Origin of the sequence: Methylobacterium sp. NMS14P (assembly GCF_028583545.1) — a bacterium.
Classification (GTDB): Bacteria; Pseudomonadota; Alphaproteobacteria; order Rhizobiales; family Beijerinckiaceae; genus Methylobacterium.
The window spans coordinates 1890746-1905057 of sequence record NZ_CP087106.1 but is presented as its reverse complement, the minus strand read 5'-3'; the positions used below and the strand labels follow the sequence as shown (position 1 = coordinate 1905057).

Below are 14312 nucleotides of genomic sequence, written 5' to 3'. Positions count from 1 at the left end.
CGCACGGGCCGCGGGAGACCGTCTCCGCCCCGGTGCGTTGGCCCGGCATCAGCATCCGACAGGAGCCTGCATGTCGTCCAAGCATCTGAAGACCGACACCCCGACCGACGCCGACCTCAAGGGCAATCCCGGGATCGGCACCTCGAAGGGGATGAGCGGCGCCGACCCGGCGGATCTGCAGGCGGATTCGACCTTCGTGGGCGACGTCGACAACGAGACGAAGCTCGACGGCGGCGTCGACCCGGACCACCGGCCGCGCAAGAACGCGTGACCGGAACCGCGTGACGGGCTGCCCGGGCCGGCGCGGCCCGGGCGAGCCCCGTCAGCGGGCGCGGGCCGGCGGCTTCGGCCGCTGCGGTGCAGGGGCTGCGGGCTTGGCGCTCGGGCCGCCTGCCGGAACGTAGATCTGGGCCGGGCTGGCGGTGTAGCCCCGGAGCTGGGCCGCGTTGGCGGCCCCGAAAGCGGATGTGCCGTCCGCGCGGACGGCGCCCGCCGCGAGGGCCGATAGGAGCGCGGCGGCCAGGGCCAGGCGGGCGTGCTTCGGCATCGACAGGGTCCTCGTGTTCGCCCGGGCTCGAAAAACCCTGATCCGTACCGGATCGCTCCGCTCTGCGATCGACCCGCCCTTCCCGACGTGCGGAACCGCACAGGCGCCGTGTCGTGCATGACGGCGGCGGCTCCATCGCTTTCCGGTTGATCGCTCCCCCACCGTCGTCGTTGCGCGTGGAGCGAAGCAATCCAGGGCAGCGCCACGCCGACCGATGTCCTGCTGCCCTGAGTCACTTCACCGCGCCCGTGATGACGGAGCGTGGGCCTGCCCCGGAGGCCGTGTCAGAGCGCCAGCCCGAGCTGGAGCGGCGCCTCGGGCGCGTCCTGCGCGAAGCCCGACAGCGATACCCCGATCAGCCGCGCGCTGCGCCGCAGGGGGAACAGGCCGGCCAGCAGGTCGAGGCCGATCCGCTCCAGCCCGGCCCGGTCGGCGACGGGGACGGGCAGCGACCTCGCCCGGGTGACCTGGGCGAAATCCGAGAACTTGAGCTTCAGGGTCACGGTCCGGGCGCGCATGCCCTTGGCGTCGGCCCCCGCCCAGACCTTGTCGAACAGCGGCGCCAGCCGGGCGGCCAGGACCTCGAAGGCGGCGGTGTCGTCCGAGAAGGTGGTCTCCGCCCCGATCGACTTGCGCACCCGGTGGGCGCGGACCGGCCGCGCGTCGATCCCGCGGGCGACGGCGTGGTAGTAGGCGCCCGCGGAGCCGAAGGTCTCGCGCAGGCGCTCCGGCGTCCAGGCGCGCAGGTCCGCCCCGGTCTCGATCCCGAGCCGCTTCATCTTCGCCTCGGTGACCGGGCCGACGCCGTGGAACCGGCCGATCGGCAGCGCCGCCACGAAGTCCGGCCCCATCGCGGGGGTGATGACGAACAGGGCGTCGGGCTTCCTGTGGTCGGACGCCACCTTGGCGAGGAACTTGTTGTACGAGACCCCGGCCGAGGCGATCAGGCCGGTGCGCTCCAGGATCTCGGCCCGGATCGCCCTCGCCACGGCCGTGGCGGTCGGGAGTCCCAGGAGGTTCTCGGTGACGTCGAGATAGGCCTCGTCCAGGGCCACTGGCTCGATGACGGCCGTGTGCCGGGCGAAGACCGCGCGGATCTCCTCCGAGACCGCCCGGTAGACCTCGAAGCGCGGCTTCACGAACAGCAGGTCCGGGCAGAGCCGGCGGGCGGTGGCCGACGGCATGGCCGAGCGGACGCCGAACCTGCGCGCCTCGTAGCTCGCCGCCGCCACGACGCCGCGCTCCCGCGAGCCGCCCACCGCCAGCGGCAGGCCGCGCAGGGACGGGTCGTCGCGCTGCTCCACGGAGGCGTAGAACGCGTCCATGTCGATGTGGATGATCTTTCGGAGCGCGACCTCCGGATCCATCGCCGCCTCGGAGATCCGCCGCCAGTTCCCGCTCTGTTCTGAATGACCGCGGCGGGACGGCTGGGTCAAGCCGCGCCGGGCGCGGCGTCAACAGGAGTCCGGCCCGCGCCCGCCATCGCGGGCGCGGCGACGGTGTTCCGCGTCAGGCGACGCTGCCGTAGAGGTCGTAGGCCTCGGCCCGGTCGATCTTCACGGTGACGATGTCGCCGACCCGCACCGGGCGCCGGAAGGCGGCGTGGACGGTGCCGTCAATCTCCGGCGCGTCGGCCTTGGACCGGCCCCGCGCGACCCCGCCCTCGACGGAATCGACGATGACGGGCAACCGCTTGCCAACCTTGGCCCGCTGCAGCCGGAGCGCGATGCCGTTCTGGGTCTCCATGAACCGGCGCTTGCGCTCGGCCTTCACCGCCGGCGGCACGAGGTCGCCCAGCGCGTTGGCGGTGGCGCCGGCCACCGGCTCGTACTCGAAGCAGCCGACGCGATCGAGCTTCGCCTCCTGGAGCCAGGCCAGCAGCTCCTCGAACTCGGCCTCGGTCTCGCCGGGGAAGCCGACGATGAAGGTCGAGCGGATCGCGAGGTCCGGGCAGGTCTGCCGCCAGCTGCGGATCCGGTCGAGCTGGCGCTCCTGGTTGCCGGGGCGGCGCATGCGCTTGAGCACGGAGGGGCTCGCGTGCTGGAGCGGCATGTCGAGGTAGGGCAGCACCTTGCCCTCGGCCATCAGCGGGATGACCTCGTCCACGTGCGGGTAGGGGTAGACGTAGTGCAGCCGCACCCAGGCCCCGAGCTCGCCGAGTTCCCGGGTCAGGTCGTAGAACTTCGCGCGGACCTGGCGGTCCTGCCACGGGCTCTCACTGTAGCGGATGTCGACGCCGTACGCGCTGGTGTCCTGGCTGACGACCAGCAGCTCCTTCACGCCGGCCTTCACCAGCTTCTCGGCCTCGCGCAGCACGTCGGCGGCGGGGCGGCTGACGAGGTTCCCGCGCAAGCTCGGGATGATGCAGAAGCTGCAGCGGTTGCTGCACCCTTCCGAGATCTTCAGGTAGGCGTAGTGGCGCGGGGTGAGCTTGATCCCCTGCGGCGGCACGAGGTCGAGGAACGGGTCGTGGGCCGGCGGCACCGCCTCGTGGACGGCCGCCACCACCGACTCGTAGGCCTGGGGCCCGGTCACCGCGAGGAGGTCGGGGTACTTCTCGCGGATCTCCTCCGGCTGCGCGCCCATGCAGCCGGTGACGATGACCCGGCCGTTCTCCGCCATGGCCTCGCCGATCGCCGAGAGCGACTCCGCCTTGGCCGAATCGAGGAAGCCGCAGGTGTTGACGATCACCACGTCGGCGCCGTCGTGCCGGCGAGCCAGCTCGTAGCCCTCGGCGCGCAGGTGCGTGAGGATCCGCTCGGAATCGACCAGCGCCTTCGGGCAGCCCAGCGAGACGAACGAGATCTTGGGGGCCGTGATCTTGGGGGCGGCGCCGGGAGCGGGGCCGCGGGGGGCGGGCGTGGCGGTCATGGCATTCGGGTCGGACGGTCCGGCAGGGCGACCGGCGATCGGCCGCCCGGCGCGCGGGACCAGGAATTCGGGGTCGCGCTCCTATACAGGGTCCCGCGCCTCCGCGCGAGGCCGGCCGCCGCAGGGGTGACCGGCCCTGCGCGCGAGCCTGGGCCCGGCCGTCGATCCTGCCGTTACAGCAGAGCTTTACGACGGGCTCCTCAGACCCCACATCAGCCCAGGGCGGCGTCGCCCTGCGCCCCGGACACGGCCCGCCCGCGCGGGGCGGCGGGGCCTGCGTGGAACTGCCGCTTCCCCCGCGGCATCGCCTGTGCGACGGCAGCGGACGACGCGCAGCCCGAGGATAACGGCCCCGAACCCGGTCATGTGGACCCGAGAGATCCCCTTCATCGATCCCGTCGCGGCGGCGGCCCGGCTGCGCGCCCTGCCCGGGCTCGCCTTCCTCGACAGCGCCATGCGGCACGACCCGCTGGGCCGGCACTCGATCGTGGCCGCCGACCCGTTCGCGCGGTTCCGCTACCGCGACGGGCGCGCGACCCTCGACGGGCGACCGGTGGCGGGCGGCCCGATGGCGGCGCTCCGGGCCTGCCTCGAGCCCTACCGGCTCGAGCCCGGGCCCGAGCCGTTCCCCGGCGGGGCGATCGGGTACCTGGCGTACGACCTCGGCGCGGCGCTGGAACGGGTGGCGCCGCCGGCCCGGCGGGCGGGGCTCACCGACGACATCGCACTCAATTTCTACGACACGGCGCTGGTCGTCGACCACGCCGCCGGCACGGGCCGGCTCGTCGCCACGGGGTTCCCCGAGACCGCGCCGGACGCGCGGCGGGCCCGCGCGGAGGCGCGGCTCGCCCGCTTCGCCGACCTGCTCGGCGGCACGGAGCCGCCCGCCGCGGCCCCCGCCCGGCCGGCCCAGCCGCTCGCGTGGCGCTCGAACTTCGACCGCCAAACCTACGAAGAAGCTGTCGAAAAGGTCCGCGCCTATATCCGGGCCGGCGACATCTACCAGGCCAACATCGCCCAGCGCTTCACCGCCGACCTGCCGGCCGGCTTCGACCCGTTCGCCCTCTACCGGCGGCTGCGCGAGACCAATCCGGCGACCTTCGGGGCCTACCTGGAACAGGAGGGCCTGACCGTCGCCTCGTCCTCGCCGGAGCGGTTCATCCGCCTCGACGGCCGGCACGTGGAGACGCGCCCGATCAAGGGCACGGCCCGCCGGCTCGATGACCCGGCGGCCGACCGGGCGGCGGCCGAGGCGCTCCAGGCCAGCGTCAAGGAGCGGGCCGAGAACGTCATGATCGTCGACCTGCTGCGCAACGACCTGTCGCGGGTCTGCCGGCCGGGCAGCGTCGCCGTGCCGACCCTGTGCGGCCTGGAGACCTACGCCAACGTCCACCATCTGGTGTCGGTGGTGACCGGCGACCTCCGCGACGGGCTCGACGCCCTCGACCTCTTGGAAGGGACCTTTCCGGGCGGCTCGATCACGGGCGCGCCGAAGATCCGCGCCATGGACATCATCACGGAGATCGAGGGCGACGCGCGGGAACTCTACTGCGGCGCCATCGGCCGGATCGGCTTCGACGGGGCGCTCGACACGTCGATCGCGATCCGCACCGTGTTCATGGACGACCGGCAGGCGGTCCTGCAGGCCGGGGGCGGGGTGACGCTGCTGTCGGAGCCGGGCCCGGAATACGACGAGACCCTGGCCAAGGCCGCCCGCGTGTTCGAGGCCTTCGCATGATCCTCGTCCTCGACAATTACGACTCGTTCGTCTTCAACGTCGTCCGCTACCTGGAGGAGCTCGGCGAGACGGTCCGGGTCGTGCGCAACGACGCGCTGGACGTTCCCGGCATCCGGGCGCTCGGACCGGAGGCCCTGGTGGTCTCGCCCGGGCCCTGCACCCCCGCGGAGGCCGGGATCTCCCTGCCGGCGATCCGGGACCTGTCGGGCGCGGTGCCGATCCTCGGCGTCTGCCTCGGCCACCAGGCGATCGGCGCGGCCTTCGGCGGCACGGTCGCGCGGGCGCAGCGGCCCCTGCACGGGCAGATGACGCCGATCGCCCACGCGGGCGAGCGCCTGTTCTCGGGTCTGCCGGCGCCGATGCCGGTCGGGCGCTACCACTCGCTGGTGGTCACCCCCGGCCCCGACATGGCGCAGCACCTCGCGGTCGACGCGGTCTCGCAGGAGGGGGAGGTGATGGCGCTGTCGCACCGGACCCACCCGACCTACGGCATCCAGTTCCACCCGGAATCGGTCCTGACCGAGGGCGGCCACGCCCTGTTCGCCAACTTCTTGGGACTGGCCCGCGCGTGGCGGGAACGGCCGGAGGGACGCCGCGATGCTGTGGCGTGACGGGGCGCTCGCGCCCGGAACCACGGCCCCCCTCGACCACACCGACCGCGGCCTGACGCTCGGCGACGGCCTGTTCGACACCGCACTGGCGCTCGGCGGCCGGGTCGCCTTCGAGGACGCCCATATCGCCCGGCTCGTGGCCTCCGCGGAGACGCTGGGAATCCCGGCCGAGGCGGAGCGGATCCGGGACGCCGTGCGGGCCGTCGCCCGCCAGGGCGAGCGGCTCGCGATCCGCACCACCCTCACCCGCGGGTCCGGCCCGCGCGGCCTGAAGCCGCCGGAGGATCCGCACCCGACGCTGTTCGTCACCGCGGCGCCGAGCAGCAAGGCCGCGTCCTTCGCGCCCCTGCGCCTGTGGCCGACAGCCATCGCCCGCAACGACACCTCCCCCGCCAGTCGCCTGAAGACGCTGGGCTATCTCGATGCGGTGCTGGCCGCCCGGGAGGCCGCCGCCGCGGGCTGCGACGAGGCGCTGTTCCGCAACACGCGGGGGCGCGTCGCCTGCGCGGGCACGGGCAATCTCTTCGCCCTGTTCGGCACCGCCCTGGTCACGCCGCCGCTCGGAGACGGCGTGCTCGCCGGCATCGTGCGGGCGGAGGTGCTGGGTCTCGCCGCCGGATGCGGGCTGCGGGCCGAGGAGCGGTCGCTCGGCCTGCCCGATCTCCTCGGCGCGGAGGCCGTGTTCCTGACCAACTCCCTGCGGCTCCTGGCCCCCGTGACGGCCATCGGCGACACGGCCTTCCCGGGCGCCGGCCACCCGGCGGTGACGCGGCTCATGGCGGCTCTGCGCGCCCGCGTGGCGCAGGCCTGCGGCGCGGCCGAGGACACGGTCGCGTGACCGACCGGGCGATCGGGACGGGGCGACGCCGGCTGCGCTACGGGCTCGCAGCGCTCTACGGGTTCGTCGGCGTGGTCCACCTCGTGGCGACCGACGCGATGCTGCCGCTGATGCCCGACTGGGTACCGCAGCCGCGGCTCGTCGTCCTGGCCACCGGCCTGTGCGAGATCGCGGGCGCCGCCGGGCTCCTGACCGGCCGGTTCCGCCGGGCGGCCGCGATCGGCCTCGCCCTCTACGCGGCCTGCGTCTACCCGGCGAACCTCAAGCACGCCTTCGAGCACGTCCACGTCGACGGCATCCCGGATTCCTGGTGGTACCACGGGCCGCGGCTCGCCTTTCAGCCGGTCTTCGTCTGGGCGGCGCTCTGGGCCGGCGGCCTGATCGACTGGCCGTTCGGCGGGGGCCGCGGGTCCGCCGGTGGCGCGGCCGGGACCGCCCGCGATCCGGCGCGGCCGCCGCCGGCTCCGGGACCGGACGCGCCGTCAACCATCCGGGAACCCTGATCACAGGATCCCGGGATCCCGGGATCCCGGCAGGCTTTGATCTCAGGATCCTGGCCGCTCGACCGGCCGGCAGCCGCCGCGCGGGCCGGAACACCGGTCCGCCCGGCCCCGATACGGGCGGACGACATGCCGAAGCGCCGCGACCCGGGCCGATCAACCCCGCCACCGCCGGAGACCGTGCCGGACCGCGACGCCGTGGAGCGCGCCCTGGAAACAATCCTCGACCGCCTGCGCCCGAAGCCGGGCGCCGCGCCGCGGGCCGGCCGGAAGCCGCGCCCGGACGGGGCGGGCCGCTGAGCCCCGAAAGGTTCCTCCACAGGGCGAAGATATCGTCCGGATACGGCCGGCGGGACCGGCGTTGCCCGGAAGACGCCGCCGACACGGCGCGCGGCCCCCAGCGGAGACAGACCGAATGGCCAAGCAGAAGACGCTGCAGGACGCTTTCTACGAGACCCTGAAGGACGTCTACTACGCCGAGAAGCAGTCGGTGAAGGCGCTCAAGAAATCCGCCAAGGCGGCGGAGCACGACGAGCTGCGCCAGGCCTTCGAGACCCACGCCGAGGAGAGCGCCCAGCAGGTGGAGCGCCTGACGCAGGTCTTCGAGATCATCGGCAAGCCGGCCCGGGCCAAGACCTGCGAGGCGATGCAGGGCATCGTCTCGGAGATGGAGGAGGATCTCGACGACTTCGCCGACAGCCCGGCCGCTGACGCGGTGCTGGCCGCCTGCGCCCAGGCGGTGGAGCACTACGAGATCGCCCGCTACGGCACCCTGAAGACCTGGGCGGGCCAGCTCGGCTACGCGGACGCCGCCAAGCTCCTGGACGAGACCCTGCAGGAAGAGAAGAAGACCGACGCGCTGCTCTCGAAGATCGCCGAGTCGATCAACGCCGCGGGCGAGCCCGGGTCGGCCGAGCCGGACGCGGAGCCGTCGAAGGGCCGGGGGAAGAAGGCCGCCTGACCGCGGACCGGCCGCGCGGGCGGGCCGGCGCCCCGGGCGCCGGCCCGCCGCCGCCCGGGGGCGCGTCAGTTCGCCGTCAGTCCGCCGTCAGTTCGTCTTCTCGATGGCGCTCAGCGGCGTCCAGTAGCAGCGATCCTGCGTGTCCTTCAGGGCGAGGCAGCCGTAGCTCATCGTCCGGGACTCGAGCCGGACCTCCTCGCCGGGCTTGAACGACCGGCACTCGCCGCTGGCGAGGCTGCCCTGCAGCAGCTGGCCGAAGCCGGATTCGTCGCCCGCCATGACCAGCTTGAACAGGCGGTCCGTGACCTCCTGGGTGTGGCAGCCGAACCGCTCCTGGAGGACCGTCTCGGCCGCGGCGGGCCGGGAAAGGGCGGCGGTGACGGCGAGGGCGGCGAGGACGGGCAGGGTGAAGCGCATGCGCGGAACATATCCGCGCGCCGCGACGTGTCGAGCCCTCGACGCGCGGGGGCACCGCGGAGGATCGCCGCGGAGGATCGCCGCGGGCATGCTCGGCGCGGGTCGCGGCGCGGCCGAGCACGTGCCGACCTGCGCTACCGGGCGACGGGCCTGACCACGACGTCCTCGGCGTAGACGAGGGTTGCCATGACGCCGGACCGGATCCGATCGAAGACCGCGTCGAGATCCCCGACGCTCTGCATCAGCACGGCGCACGAGAGGGCAACGATCTGCGGGGTGCGCTCCGTCCCTTCGGCGAGGAACTCGCGGATCGCGTCGACGAGGGACGCGGTGGCGTCCGCCTCCGCGGTGGCGCCGAGGACGTGCAGGCAATCCTCCCGCAGGGACGCGAGATCGCCGTCCACGACCGAGACCCATTGCCGGTCGTGATCGTAGATGAGCCAGCGCACCGATCCCGCCGCCACGGGGGCCAGTCCCGCGAGATAGCGCTGAGCGGCTGCGTCGTCGAACATGGCACGGGTTTAGCGCCCGCCCTCCGGAACGCCAACGCGTCGGATCGCCGTTTCGGAGCCCGACGGATCCGCCGCGACGGGCCGGCATCTCGGGCCGCGAGCGGGCGGGGCGGCGCGGCCTGACAGCGCCGCTACGCCTGTCCCGCCGCCTCGTCGCGCTTGGCCGCCTGCCACGCCGCCTCCATGGCGGCGAGGTCGGAGCGGCCGAGGGCGCCCCCGGACGCCGCGAGATGCCGCGCCATGGCGGCGAAGCGGCGCTCGAACTTGGCGGTGCCGTCGCGCAGGGCGGTCTCCGGGTCGATCCCGGCGTGCCGGGCGAGGTTCGCCACCGAGAACAGGAGGTCGCCGATCTCCTCCGACAGGGCCTCCGGGTCGCCCGCCGCCAGGGCCTCGGCGACCTCGTCGGTCTCCTCGCGGACCTTGTCGACGACCTGGGTGGCGTCGTCCCAGTCGAAGCCGTGGGCGGCCGCGCGCCGGGAGATCTTCTCCGCCCGGGCGAGGGCCGGCAGCGCCCGCGCGACGCCGCCGAGGGGGTCGGGTGCCGGGTCCGGCGCGAGCCCCGCGTCCAGCCGCTCCGCCTGCCGGGCCGCCCGCTCCCGCGCCTTGATCGCCGCCCACTGTGCCTCGACCGCCGCGGGGTCGCGCAGGGCCGAGCCGGCGGGCAGGGGCGCGCCGTCCGGGGTGAAGACGTGGGGGTGGCGCCGGACCAGCTTGTCGCCGATGGCGCGGGCCACGTCGTCGAACGCGAAGGCGCCCCGCTCCTCGGCCATGCGGGCGTGGAACACCACCTGGAGCAGCAGGTCGCCGAGCTCGTCGCGCAGGTCGCCGAGGTCCCCCCGCGCCACCGCGTCGGCGACCTCGTAGGCCTCCTCGATCGTGTAGGGGACGATGGTGGCGAAGCTCTGCGCCACGTCCCAGGGGCAGCCGGCGACGGGATCGCGCAGGGCCGCCATCAGGCGCAGGAGCCGGCCCAGGGGCGCCTCCGCGGCCGGATCGTCGTCCCGCACCCCGTTCGGCCCGGACCGGCCCGCGTCGCGTGTCTCGCTCATGCGGACGGCGTTAGCGCACGGCGCGGCGCAGGGAAATCCGTCCCGGGGATCGCCGGGCCTCGGCGCCGGGCGTCAGACCCGGCGGGGATCGCGCTCGCGCACCTGCTCGGCCTGCAGGCCGTTCAGGTAGCCGGTGAGGCGGCCGCTGACCGCCGGGTCGGCGCACTGCACCCAGAGGGGCGCCGGGAGCGCGCGGACGGGCAGGCGCAGCAGGAAGGCCTCGGCCGAGAGGGCCGCCTCCCGCTCGGAGGCGGCGGCCAGGAGGCGCGCGCCCGCCTGCGTGCCGATCAGGATCGCGATCGTGCTCATGGCAGCTCTCCCGGCAACTCTGTCGGCACCCCTCCGGGCCACGCCCGTGCGGGACAACGGCGCGCGGGCCGCGGGCGTTGCACGGCAAGCCGATCCGCGTCCCGATCCGCGCGGCCCTCAGCTCGTCGGCCGGACGCAGAGCGGCTCCCGGGCCAGCGCCAGGGTGAACGACCACAGGATCCGGCCGAAGGAATCCGTCAGCACCGCCCCGGTCAGGAGCATGTTGGCGGCGGTGCGGCACAGGTCGCGGGCGCTGCGGATCGCCGCCTCCGCGTCGTCCGCCTCCACACAGTCGCTGGCGAAGGCGAGGCCGCAGCGGCCGTCCGCGTGCTCGAGGGTGCGTCGGAGGTGATAGGCCGGCATCGCTTGGACCACCGCGAGGCGAATCGCCGGCCGCCCGCGGCGCGGGCGGGTGCCGGCCGGCCAAGCTAGCGGCCCGGCGCGGCGCCGCGACTGATCCAGATCAAGCCGACGCGCATGCGCCGCCGCCCGGCCCTGGCCCGGTGTCGCAGGCTGTCGCAGGGTATTCCCCACGGCGGCGACGCCGGCCGCTGCGGGAGGTCCGCGCGAGGCCGTGCCGGGTCTTGTTCCAGCGCAGCGGCGCGCGCACCAGCTCGATCAGCGCCAGCCACGCGGCCAGGCTGACCAGGAGGAAGTAGACCGGCATCCACGGGACCGACCGGGCGAGATCCCCCCAGCCGCGCCGGGCGCAGCCCACGAGGGCGGGCAGGACCAGGGCGGCGAGCCCCGTCCCGAACAGCGTGATGGCGAGCCCCGTGGAGAGGTTGTCCAGGAAGACGGGGGCGGCCGGGATCTCCCGGACCAGGAAGGACCACGCCGCCGCGGCGAGGCAGACCGGGTAGGCGAGCGCCGAGACCACCGTCCCGGGGACCAGGGCGGCGGCGCAGAGCGTCTCCAGGCCGCCGAGCCTGCGGGCGTTGGCCAGCGGGCGCCGCCCGTGGGTGAGGCTCGTCTGGACCAGGCCCTTCAGCCAGCGGGTGCGCTGGCCGAGCCAGGGCCCGAGGCGGGCCGGCGCCTCCTCGAAGGTGGGGCTGGGCAGGTCGCCGACCGTGTAGCCCGCCAGGGCGAGGCGCAGGCCGAGATCCGCGTCCTCGGTGACGTTGTGGGCGTCCCAGCCGTGCAGCGCCCGCACCACGCGGGTGCGCAGGTGCATCGAGGTGCCGCCCAGCGGGACCGGCAGGCCGCAGCGGGCGAAGGCCGGGTTCAGCACGTCGAACAGCCCGGCATATTCGAGGGCGAAGGCGCGGGCGAGGCGCGAATCGCCGGCATTGTCGATCACCAGCCGCCCCTGGAGGCAGGCGGTGCGCGCGGGCAGGCGCGCGAACAGGGCGGCCGCCAGCCGCAGCTGCCCGGGATCGGGCACGTCCTCGGCGTCGTAGACCGTGAGCAGGGCGCCGCGGGCCAGCGGTAGGGCGGCGTTGAGCGCCCGCGGCTTGGTGCGCGGGCCGCCCGGCGGCACCGTGATCACCTCGAACCGGGCCGGCAGGGTGTCGCGGGGGAGGGCCGAGGCGGTCTCCGCGTCGTCCGCCTCGAGCAGCAGCTTGATGTCGAGCTTGGCGGCCGGATAGTCGAGGGCGGAGAGCGCCCTGAGCAGGTCCGGCACCACCGCCGCCTCCCGGTGGAGGGGGACGAGGATCGTGTAGACCGGCAGGTCGGTCTCGGCGAGGGGCGCCACCGCCTCCGCGGCCACCGGGGCCGCGATGGCGAGGGCCGCGATCCGCAGGGTCGCCATGGCCAGGAACAGGACCTGCCCGGCCGTCATCGCCGCGCGCGCCAGCGGGGCCGGCAGCGCCGCGCACAGGCAGAGCGCGGCGGTGCCGGCGAGGGCGAGGACCAGCAGCCAGCGGAGGGCCGGCTCGGGGGCGGCCGCCCGCTCGGGGCTGTGCCGCCGCAGGTCGTGCGCCGCGTGATCCGCCACCTGCCCGGGGACGGACGCGAACACGGCCTCGCGCAGGCGCGTGGGGCTGGTGATCGCCGGCACGGCGGCGTGGCCAGCGGCGTGGCCGGCGGCGTCGAGGAGGTCCGCGATCGCCCGCCCGCGCGGCGCCAGCACCCAGGGCGCCACCGAGCCCGGCGCCAGCGGCGCGAGGCCGGCCACGAGACTGTCGGGGAAGCGCAGGCCCAGGCCGAACGGGATCGGGCCGTCGAGGTAGGGCGCGCCGAGCGCCCGGGCCAGGGCCGCGTAGTAGGCCGATTCCGCGATCAGGCCGGCATTCATCAGCGCGGTCGCCGCGTCGGTCCCGGCCGCGGCCGCCGCGGCGGCGGCCCGGACCAGCAGCCGCCCGTCGACGCCCTCGGCCAGCAGGAAGGCGATCTCGGGCGGCAGGGCCTCCGGCCCCGCGGGCGGGCGCTGGAACGACACGCCGCGCGCTCCCCCCGCGGCCCGAGGACGTGGTAGAGGAGGGGGGTGAGCCAGTCCCCGCCCCCGCGCTCCGAGAGGAGCACCGCCCCGTCCCCGTCGTCAAGAGGCGATAGGACAGCCATCCCATCCTGGATCGTCGCGGGCGCGGTCGCGGCGCTCCTCGCGGCACCGGGGCCGGCCGGTGCCGCGGCGCCCCCGACCGCGCCCGCTACCGCAGCTGCCCCTGCCACCGCCGGGGCTACCGCCGCCCCCGCCGTTACGGTGCCGGATTTCTGGAACCCGCGCAGCCGAGGCGAGCGGATCGAGGCGCCGCAGACCGGCCGGGCGGTCCGCTTCCTCACGGACGACGAGTTCCCGCCGCTGCACTTCGCCGGCCCCGACGGCAACCCGACGGGCTTCGTGGTCGAGCTCGCCCGGGCCGTCTGCGAGAAGCTGACGATCACCTGCACGGTGCAGGCGCGCCGCTTCGACACCCTGCTGGACGCCCTCGACGGCAAGCAGGGCGACGTGGTCGCGGCCGCCATCCCGCTGACCGCGTCCCTGCGGTCGCGATTCCTGGCGACGCGGCCGTATTTCCGCTGGCCGGCGCGCTTCGCGGCCCGGACCGACAAGGGCCTGCCGGTCCCCTCGGCCGCGGGGCTCGCCGGCCGCGGTGTCGGGGTCATCGCCGGCAGCGCCCACGCGGCCTACCTGAAGGCGTTCTTCCCGAAGGCCGTGCCCAAGGACTTCACCGACCTCACGGCGGCCGAGAGCGCGCTCAAGCGCGGCGAGATCGACTACCTGTTCGCCGACGGCCTCAACCTCGCCCTGTTCGTCGGCGGCCAGGACGCGGAGAATTGCTGCGCGCTGACCGGCGGCGACTACCTGGAGAACCGCTATTTCGGGGAGGGGATCGGCCTGATCACCCGCCAGGAGGACGCCGCCCTCTCCCGGGCGCTGGACGACGCGCTCCAGCGGGTCTGGGACGACGGCAAGTACACCGAGCTGTACCTGCGGTTCTTCCCGGTGAGCCCGTTCTGAGGGAGCGCACCGGGGCTTCCGGCGGAAGCGCGAATCGGGGATCCTGCACGGTGTCGGGTATCCATGGATCAGGAGCGGCGCATAACGGATCTGCTCGAGAAGGCCGTGGCGAAGGCGCGGGTCCTCGCACCGGAGATGCAGGACGAGATTGCCCGCCTGATGCTGGCCTTCGTGGATGACGGGGCCTCCATCTATCGGTTCACGCCGGAGGAGGCGGCGGAACTCGACGAATCCGAAGCTGCGGCTGCACGGGGCGACTACGCCACGGATGCGGAGGTGCGCGCCATCTGGGCCAAGCATGGGCTGTCAGACTGCGTCTAACCCGCCCCGCGGCTGACCAACTCGACAGCGTGCTCACCTACATCGCCCAGCGAAATCCGCACGGCGCGCGTCGTGTGCAGAAGCGTCTGCAGGCGCTCATGGACCTTCTGCTGCAACCACCCCTTCGTGGGTTCGATGACGGCCCGGGGCGGCATCAGGCGCGTCGTGGCACGTCCCTATCCCTATGCCATCACCGATCGCGTTGCGGATGACGAGATCCTCATCCTCGGGATTC

At 74.5% G+C, this 14312-nt stretch carries 19 protein-coding genes; 10 read left to right on the top strand and 9 right to left on the bottom strand.

The genetic code is table 11. From position 1 onward, the window contains the following. Positions 1-70 precede the first annotated feature (70 nt). Positions 71-271: a hypothetical protein gene (locus LOK46_RS08830; protein WP_273563423.1), complete on the top strand. Its 201-nt coding sequence runs from the start codon at positions 71-73 to the stop codon at positions 269-271. Positions 272-322: 51 nt separating this feature from the next. Here LOK46_RS08830 and LOK46_RS08825 read toward each other — a convergent pair whose 3' ends face one another. From LOK46_RS08825 to rimO, 3 genes are all read right to left on the bottom strand, one after another. After that, positions 323-547, bottom strand: coding sequence for a hypothetical protein (locus LOK46_RS08825; RefSeq protein ID WP_273563422.1), 225 nt, complete (start codon positions 545-547; stop codon positions 323-325). Positions 548-831: 284 nt separating this feature from the next. Then, positions 832-1914, bottom strand: a complete 1083-nt coding sequence (dinB, locus tag LOK46_RS08820; protein WP_273563421.1) for a DNA polymerase IV — start codon at positions 1912-1914, stop codon at positions 832-834. Between the two features lie 142 nt (positions 1915-2056). Continuing rightward, positions 2057-3418: a 30S ribosomal protein S12 methylthiotransferase RimO gene (gene rimO, locus LOK46_RS08815; RefSeq protein WP_273563420.1), complete on the bottom strand. Its 1362-nt coding sequence runs from the start codon at positions 3416-3418 to the stop codon at positions 2057-2059. 364 nt (positions 3419-3782) lie between these two features. On the opposite strand from rimO, the gene pabB reads away from it, so the two are divergent. The 6 genes from pabB to LOK46_RS08785 all read left to right on the top strand — a co-directional run bounded on the left by pabB (position 3783) and on the right by LOK46_RS08785 (position 8066). After that, positions 3783-5156, top strand: a complete 1374-nt coding sequence (pabB, locus tag LOK46_RS08810; RefSeq protein WP_273563419.1) for an aminodeoxychorismate synthase component I — start codon at positions 3783-3785, stop codon at positions 5154-5156. After that, entirely contained in the window at positions 5153-5767 is a 615-nt protein-coding gene (locus LOK46_RS08805; RefSeq protein ID WP_273563418.1) for an anthranilate synthase component II, read from the top strand. The genes pabB and LOK46_RS08805 overlap by 4 nt, the downstream gene beginning before the upstream one ends. Next, positions 5754-6605, top strand: coding sequence for an aminotransferase class IV (locus LOK46_RS08800; protein WP_273563417.1), 852 nt, complete (start codon positions 5754-5756; stop codon positions 6603-6605). Before LOK46_RS08805 ends, LOK46_RS08800 begins: the two co-directional genes overlap by 14 nt. Positions 6606-6637: 32 nt before the next feature. Further along, positions 6638-7108 (top strand): DoxX family protein, encoded by a 471-nt coding sequence (locus LOK46_RS08795; RefSeq protein ID WP_443192894.1) that lies wholly within the window; start codon positions 6638-6640, stop codon positions 7106-7108. A gap of 126 nt (positions 7109-7234) precedes the next feature. After that, positions 7235-7405: a hypothetical protein gene (locus tag LOK46_RS08790; RefSeq protein ID WP_273563415.1), complete on the top strand. Its 171-nt coding sequence runs from the start codon at positions 7235-7237 to the stop codon at positions 7403-7405. 115 nt (positions 7406-7520) lie between these two features. After that, a complete protein-coding gene (locus tag LOK46_RS08785; protein WP_273563414.1) occupies positions 7521-8066 on the top strand; it encodes a YciE/YciF ferroxidase family protein in 546 nt (181 codons plus the stop codon). A gap of 87 nt (positions 8067-8153) precedes the next feature. Here the strand turns inward: LOK46_RS08785 and LOK46_RS08780 are convergent, their stop codons facing one another. The 6 genes from LOK46_RS08780 to LOK46_RS08755 all read right to left on the bottom strand — a co-directional run bounded on the left by LOK46_RS08780 (position 8154) and on the right by LOK46_RS08755 (position 12736). Beyond that, on the bottom strand, positions 8154-8483 hold the full coding sequence (locus LOK46_RS08780) for a hypothetical protein (protein ID WP_273563413.1): 330 nt from the start codon (positions 8481-8483) through the stop codon (positions 8154-8156). A gap of 134 nt (positions 8484-8617) precedes the next feature. Then, positions 8618-8995, bottom strand: coding sequence for a hypothetical protein (locus LOK46_RS08775; RefSeq protein WP_273563412.1), 378 nt, complete (start codon positions 8993-8995; stop codon positions 8618-8620). 131 nt (positions 8996-9126) lie between these two features. Beyond that, positions 9127-10044, bottom strand: a complete 918-nt coding sequence (gene mazG / locus LOK46_RS08770) for a nucleoside triphosphate pyrophosphohydrolase (protein ID WP_273563411.1) — start codon at positions 10042-10044, stop codon at positions 9127-9129. Positions 10045-10116: 72 nt separating this feature from the next. After that, positions 10117-10353, bottom strand: coding sequence for a hypothetical protein (locus LOK46_RS08765; RefSeq protein ID WP_273563410.1), 237 nt, complete (start codon positions 10351-10353; stop codon positions 10117-10119). Between the two features lie 117 nt (positions 10354-10470). Then, positions 10471-10716, bottom strand: a complete 246-nt coding sequence (locus LOK46_RS08760) for a hypothetical protein (RefSeq protein ID WP_273563409.1) — start codon at positions 10714-10716, stop codon at positions 10471-10473. Positions 10717-10816: 100 nt separating this feature from the next. Continuing rightward, the gene (locus LOK46_RS08755) at positions 10817-12736 is read right to left on the bottom strand and encodes a glycosyltransferase family 2 protein (RefSeq protein WP_273563408.1); all 1920 of its coding nucleotides are present in this window, start codon (positions 12734-12736) and stop codon (positions 10817-10819) included. 45 nt (positions 12737-12781) lie between these two features. Here LOK46_RS08755 and LOK46_RS08750 point away from each other — a divergent pair, with 45 nt between their 5' ends. The 3 genes from LOK46_RS08750 (at position 12782) to LOK46_RS08740 (ending at position 14289) form a co-directional block, all read left to right on the top strand. After that, positions 12782-13756 carry a transporter substrate-binding domain-containing protein gene (locus LOK46_RS08750; RefSeq protein WP_273563407.1) on the top strand — a complete coding sequence of 325 codons (975 nt, stop codon included), beginning with the start codon at positions 12782-12784 and terminating at the stop codon, positions 13754-13756. 81 nt (positions 13757-13837) lie between these two features. After that, a complete protein-coding gene (locus tag LOK46_RS08745; protein WP_273564569.1) occupies positions 13838-14077 on the top strand; it encodes a hypothetical protein in 240 nt (79 codons plus the stop codon). 29 nt (positions 14078-14106) lie between these two features. Beyond that, the gene (locus LOK46_RS08740; protein ID WP_273563406.1) at positions 14107-14289 is read left to right on the top strand and encodes a type II toxin-antitoxin system RelE/ParE family toxin; all 183 of its coding nucleotides are present in this window, start codon (positions 14107-14109) and stop codon (positions 14287-14289) included. The last annotated feature ends 23 nt before the right edge of the window (positions 14290-14312 follow it).

What these genes read in the sequence shown, in the direction of transcription:
- LOK46_RS08830 (WP_273563423.1), top strand. Translation starts at nt 71, where the DNA reads ATGTCGTCCAAGCATCTGAAGACCGACACCCCGACCGACGCCGACCTC.
- LOK46_RS08825 (WP_273563422.1), bottom strand. Translation starts at nt 547, where the DNA reads ATGCCGAAGCACGCCCGCCTGGCCCTGGCCGCCGCGCTCCTATCGGCC.
- dinB (WP_273563421.1), bottom strand. Translation starts at nt 1,914, where the DNA reads ATGGATCCGGAGGTCGCGCTCCGAAAGATCATCCACATCGACATGGAC.
- rimO (WP_273563420.1), bottom strand. Translation starts at nt 3,418, where the DNA reads ATGACCGCCACGCCCGCCCCCCGCGGCCCCGCTCCCGGCGCCGCCCCC.
- pabB (WP_273563419.1), top strand. Translation starts at nt 3,783, where the DNA reads ATGTGGACCCGAGAGATCCCCTTCATCGATCCCGTCGCGGCGGCGGCC.
- LOK46_RS08805 (WP_273563418.1), top strand. Translation starts at nt 5,153, where the DNA reads ATGATCCTCGTCCTCGACAATTACGACTCGTTCGTCTTCAACGTCGTC.
- LOK46_RS08800 (WP_273563417.1), top strand. Translation starts at nt 5,754, where the DNA reads ATGCTGTGGCGTGACGGGGCGCTCGCGCCCGGAACCACGGCCCCCCTC.
- LOK46_RS08790 (WP_273563415.1), top strand. Translation starts at nt 7,235, where the DNA reads ATGCCGAAGCGCCGCGACCCGGGCCGATCAACCCCGCCACCGCCGGAG.
- LOK46_RS08785 (WP_273563414.1), top strand. Translation starts at nt 7,521, where the DNA reads ATGGCCAAGCAGAAGACGCTGCAGGACGCTTTCTACGAGACCCTGAAG.
- LOK46_RS08780 (WP_273563413.1), bottom strand. Translation starts at nt 8,483, where the DNA reads ATGCGCTTCACCCTGCCCGTCCTCGCCGCCCTCGCCGTCACCGCCGCC.
- LOK46_RS08775 (WP_273563412.1), bottom strand. Translation starts at nt 8,995, where the DNA reads ATGTTCGACGACGCAGCCGCTCAGCGCTATCTCGCGGGACTGGCCCCC.
- mazG (WP_273563411.1), bottom strand. Translation starts at nt 10,044, where the DNA reads ATGAGCGAGACACGCGACGCGGGCCGGTCCGGGCCGAACGGGGTGCGG.
- LOK46_RS08765 (WP_273563410.1), bottom strand. Translation starts at nt 10,353, where the DNA reads ATGAGCACGATCGCGATCCTGATCGGCACGCAGGCGGGCGCGCGCCTC.
- LOK46_RS08760 (WP_273563409.1), bottom strand. Translation starts at nt 10,716, where the DNA reads ATGCCGGCCTATCACCTCCGACGCACCCTCGAGCACGCGGACGGCCGC.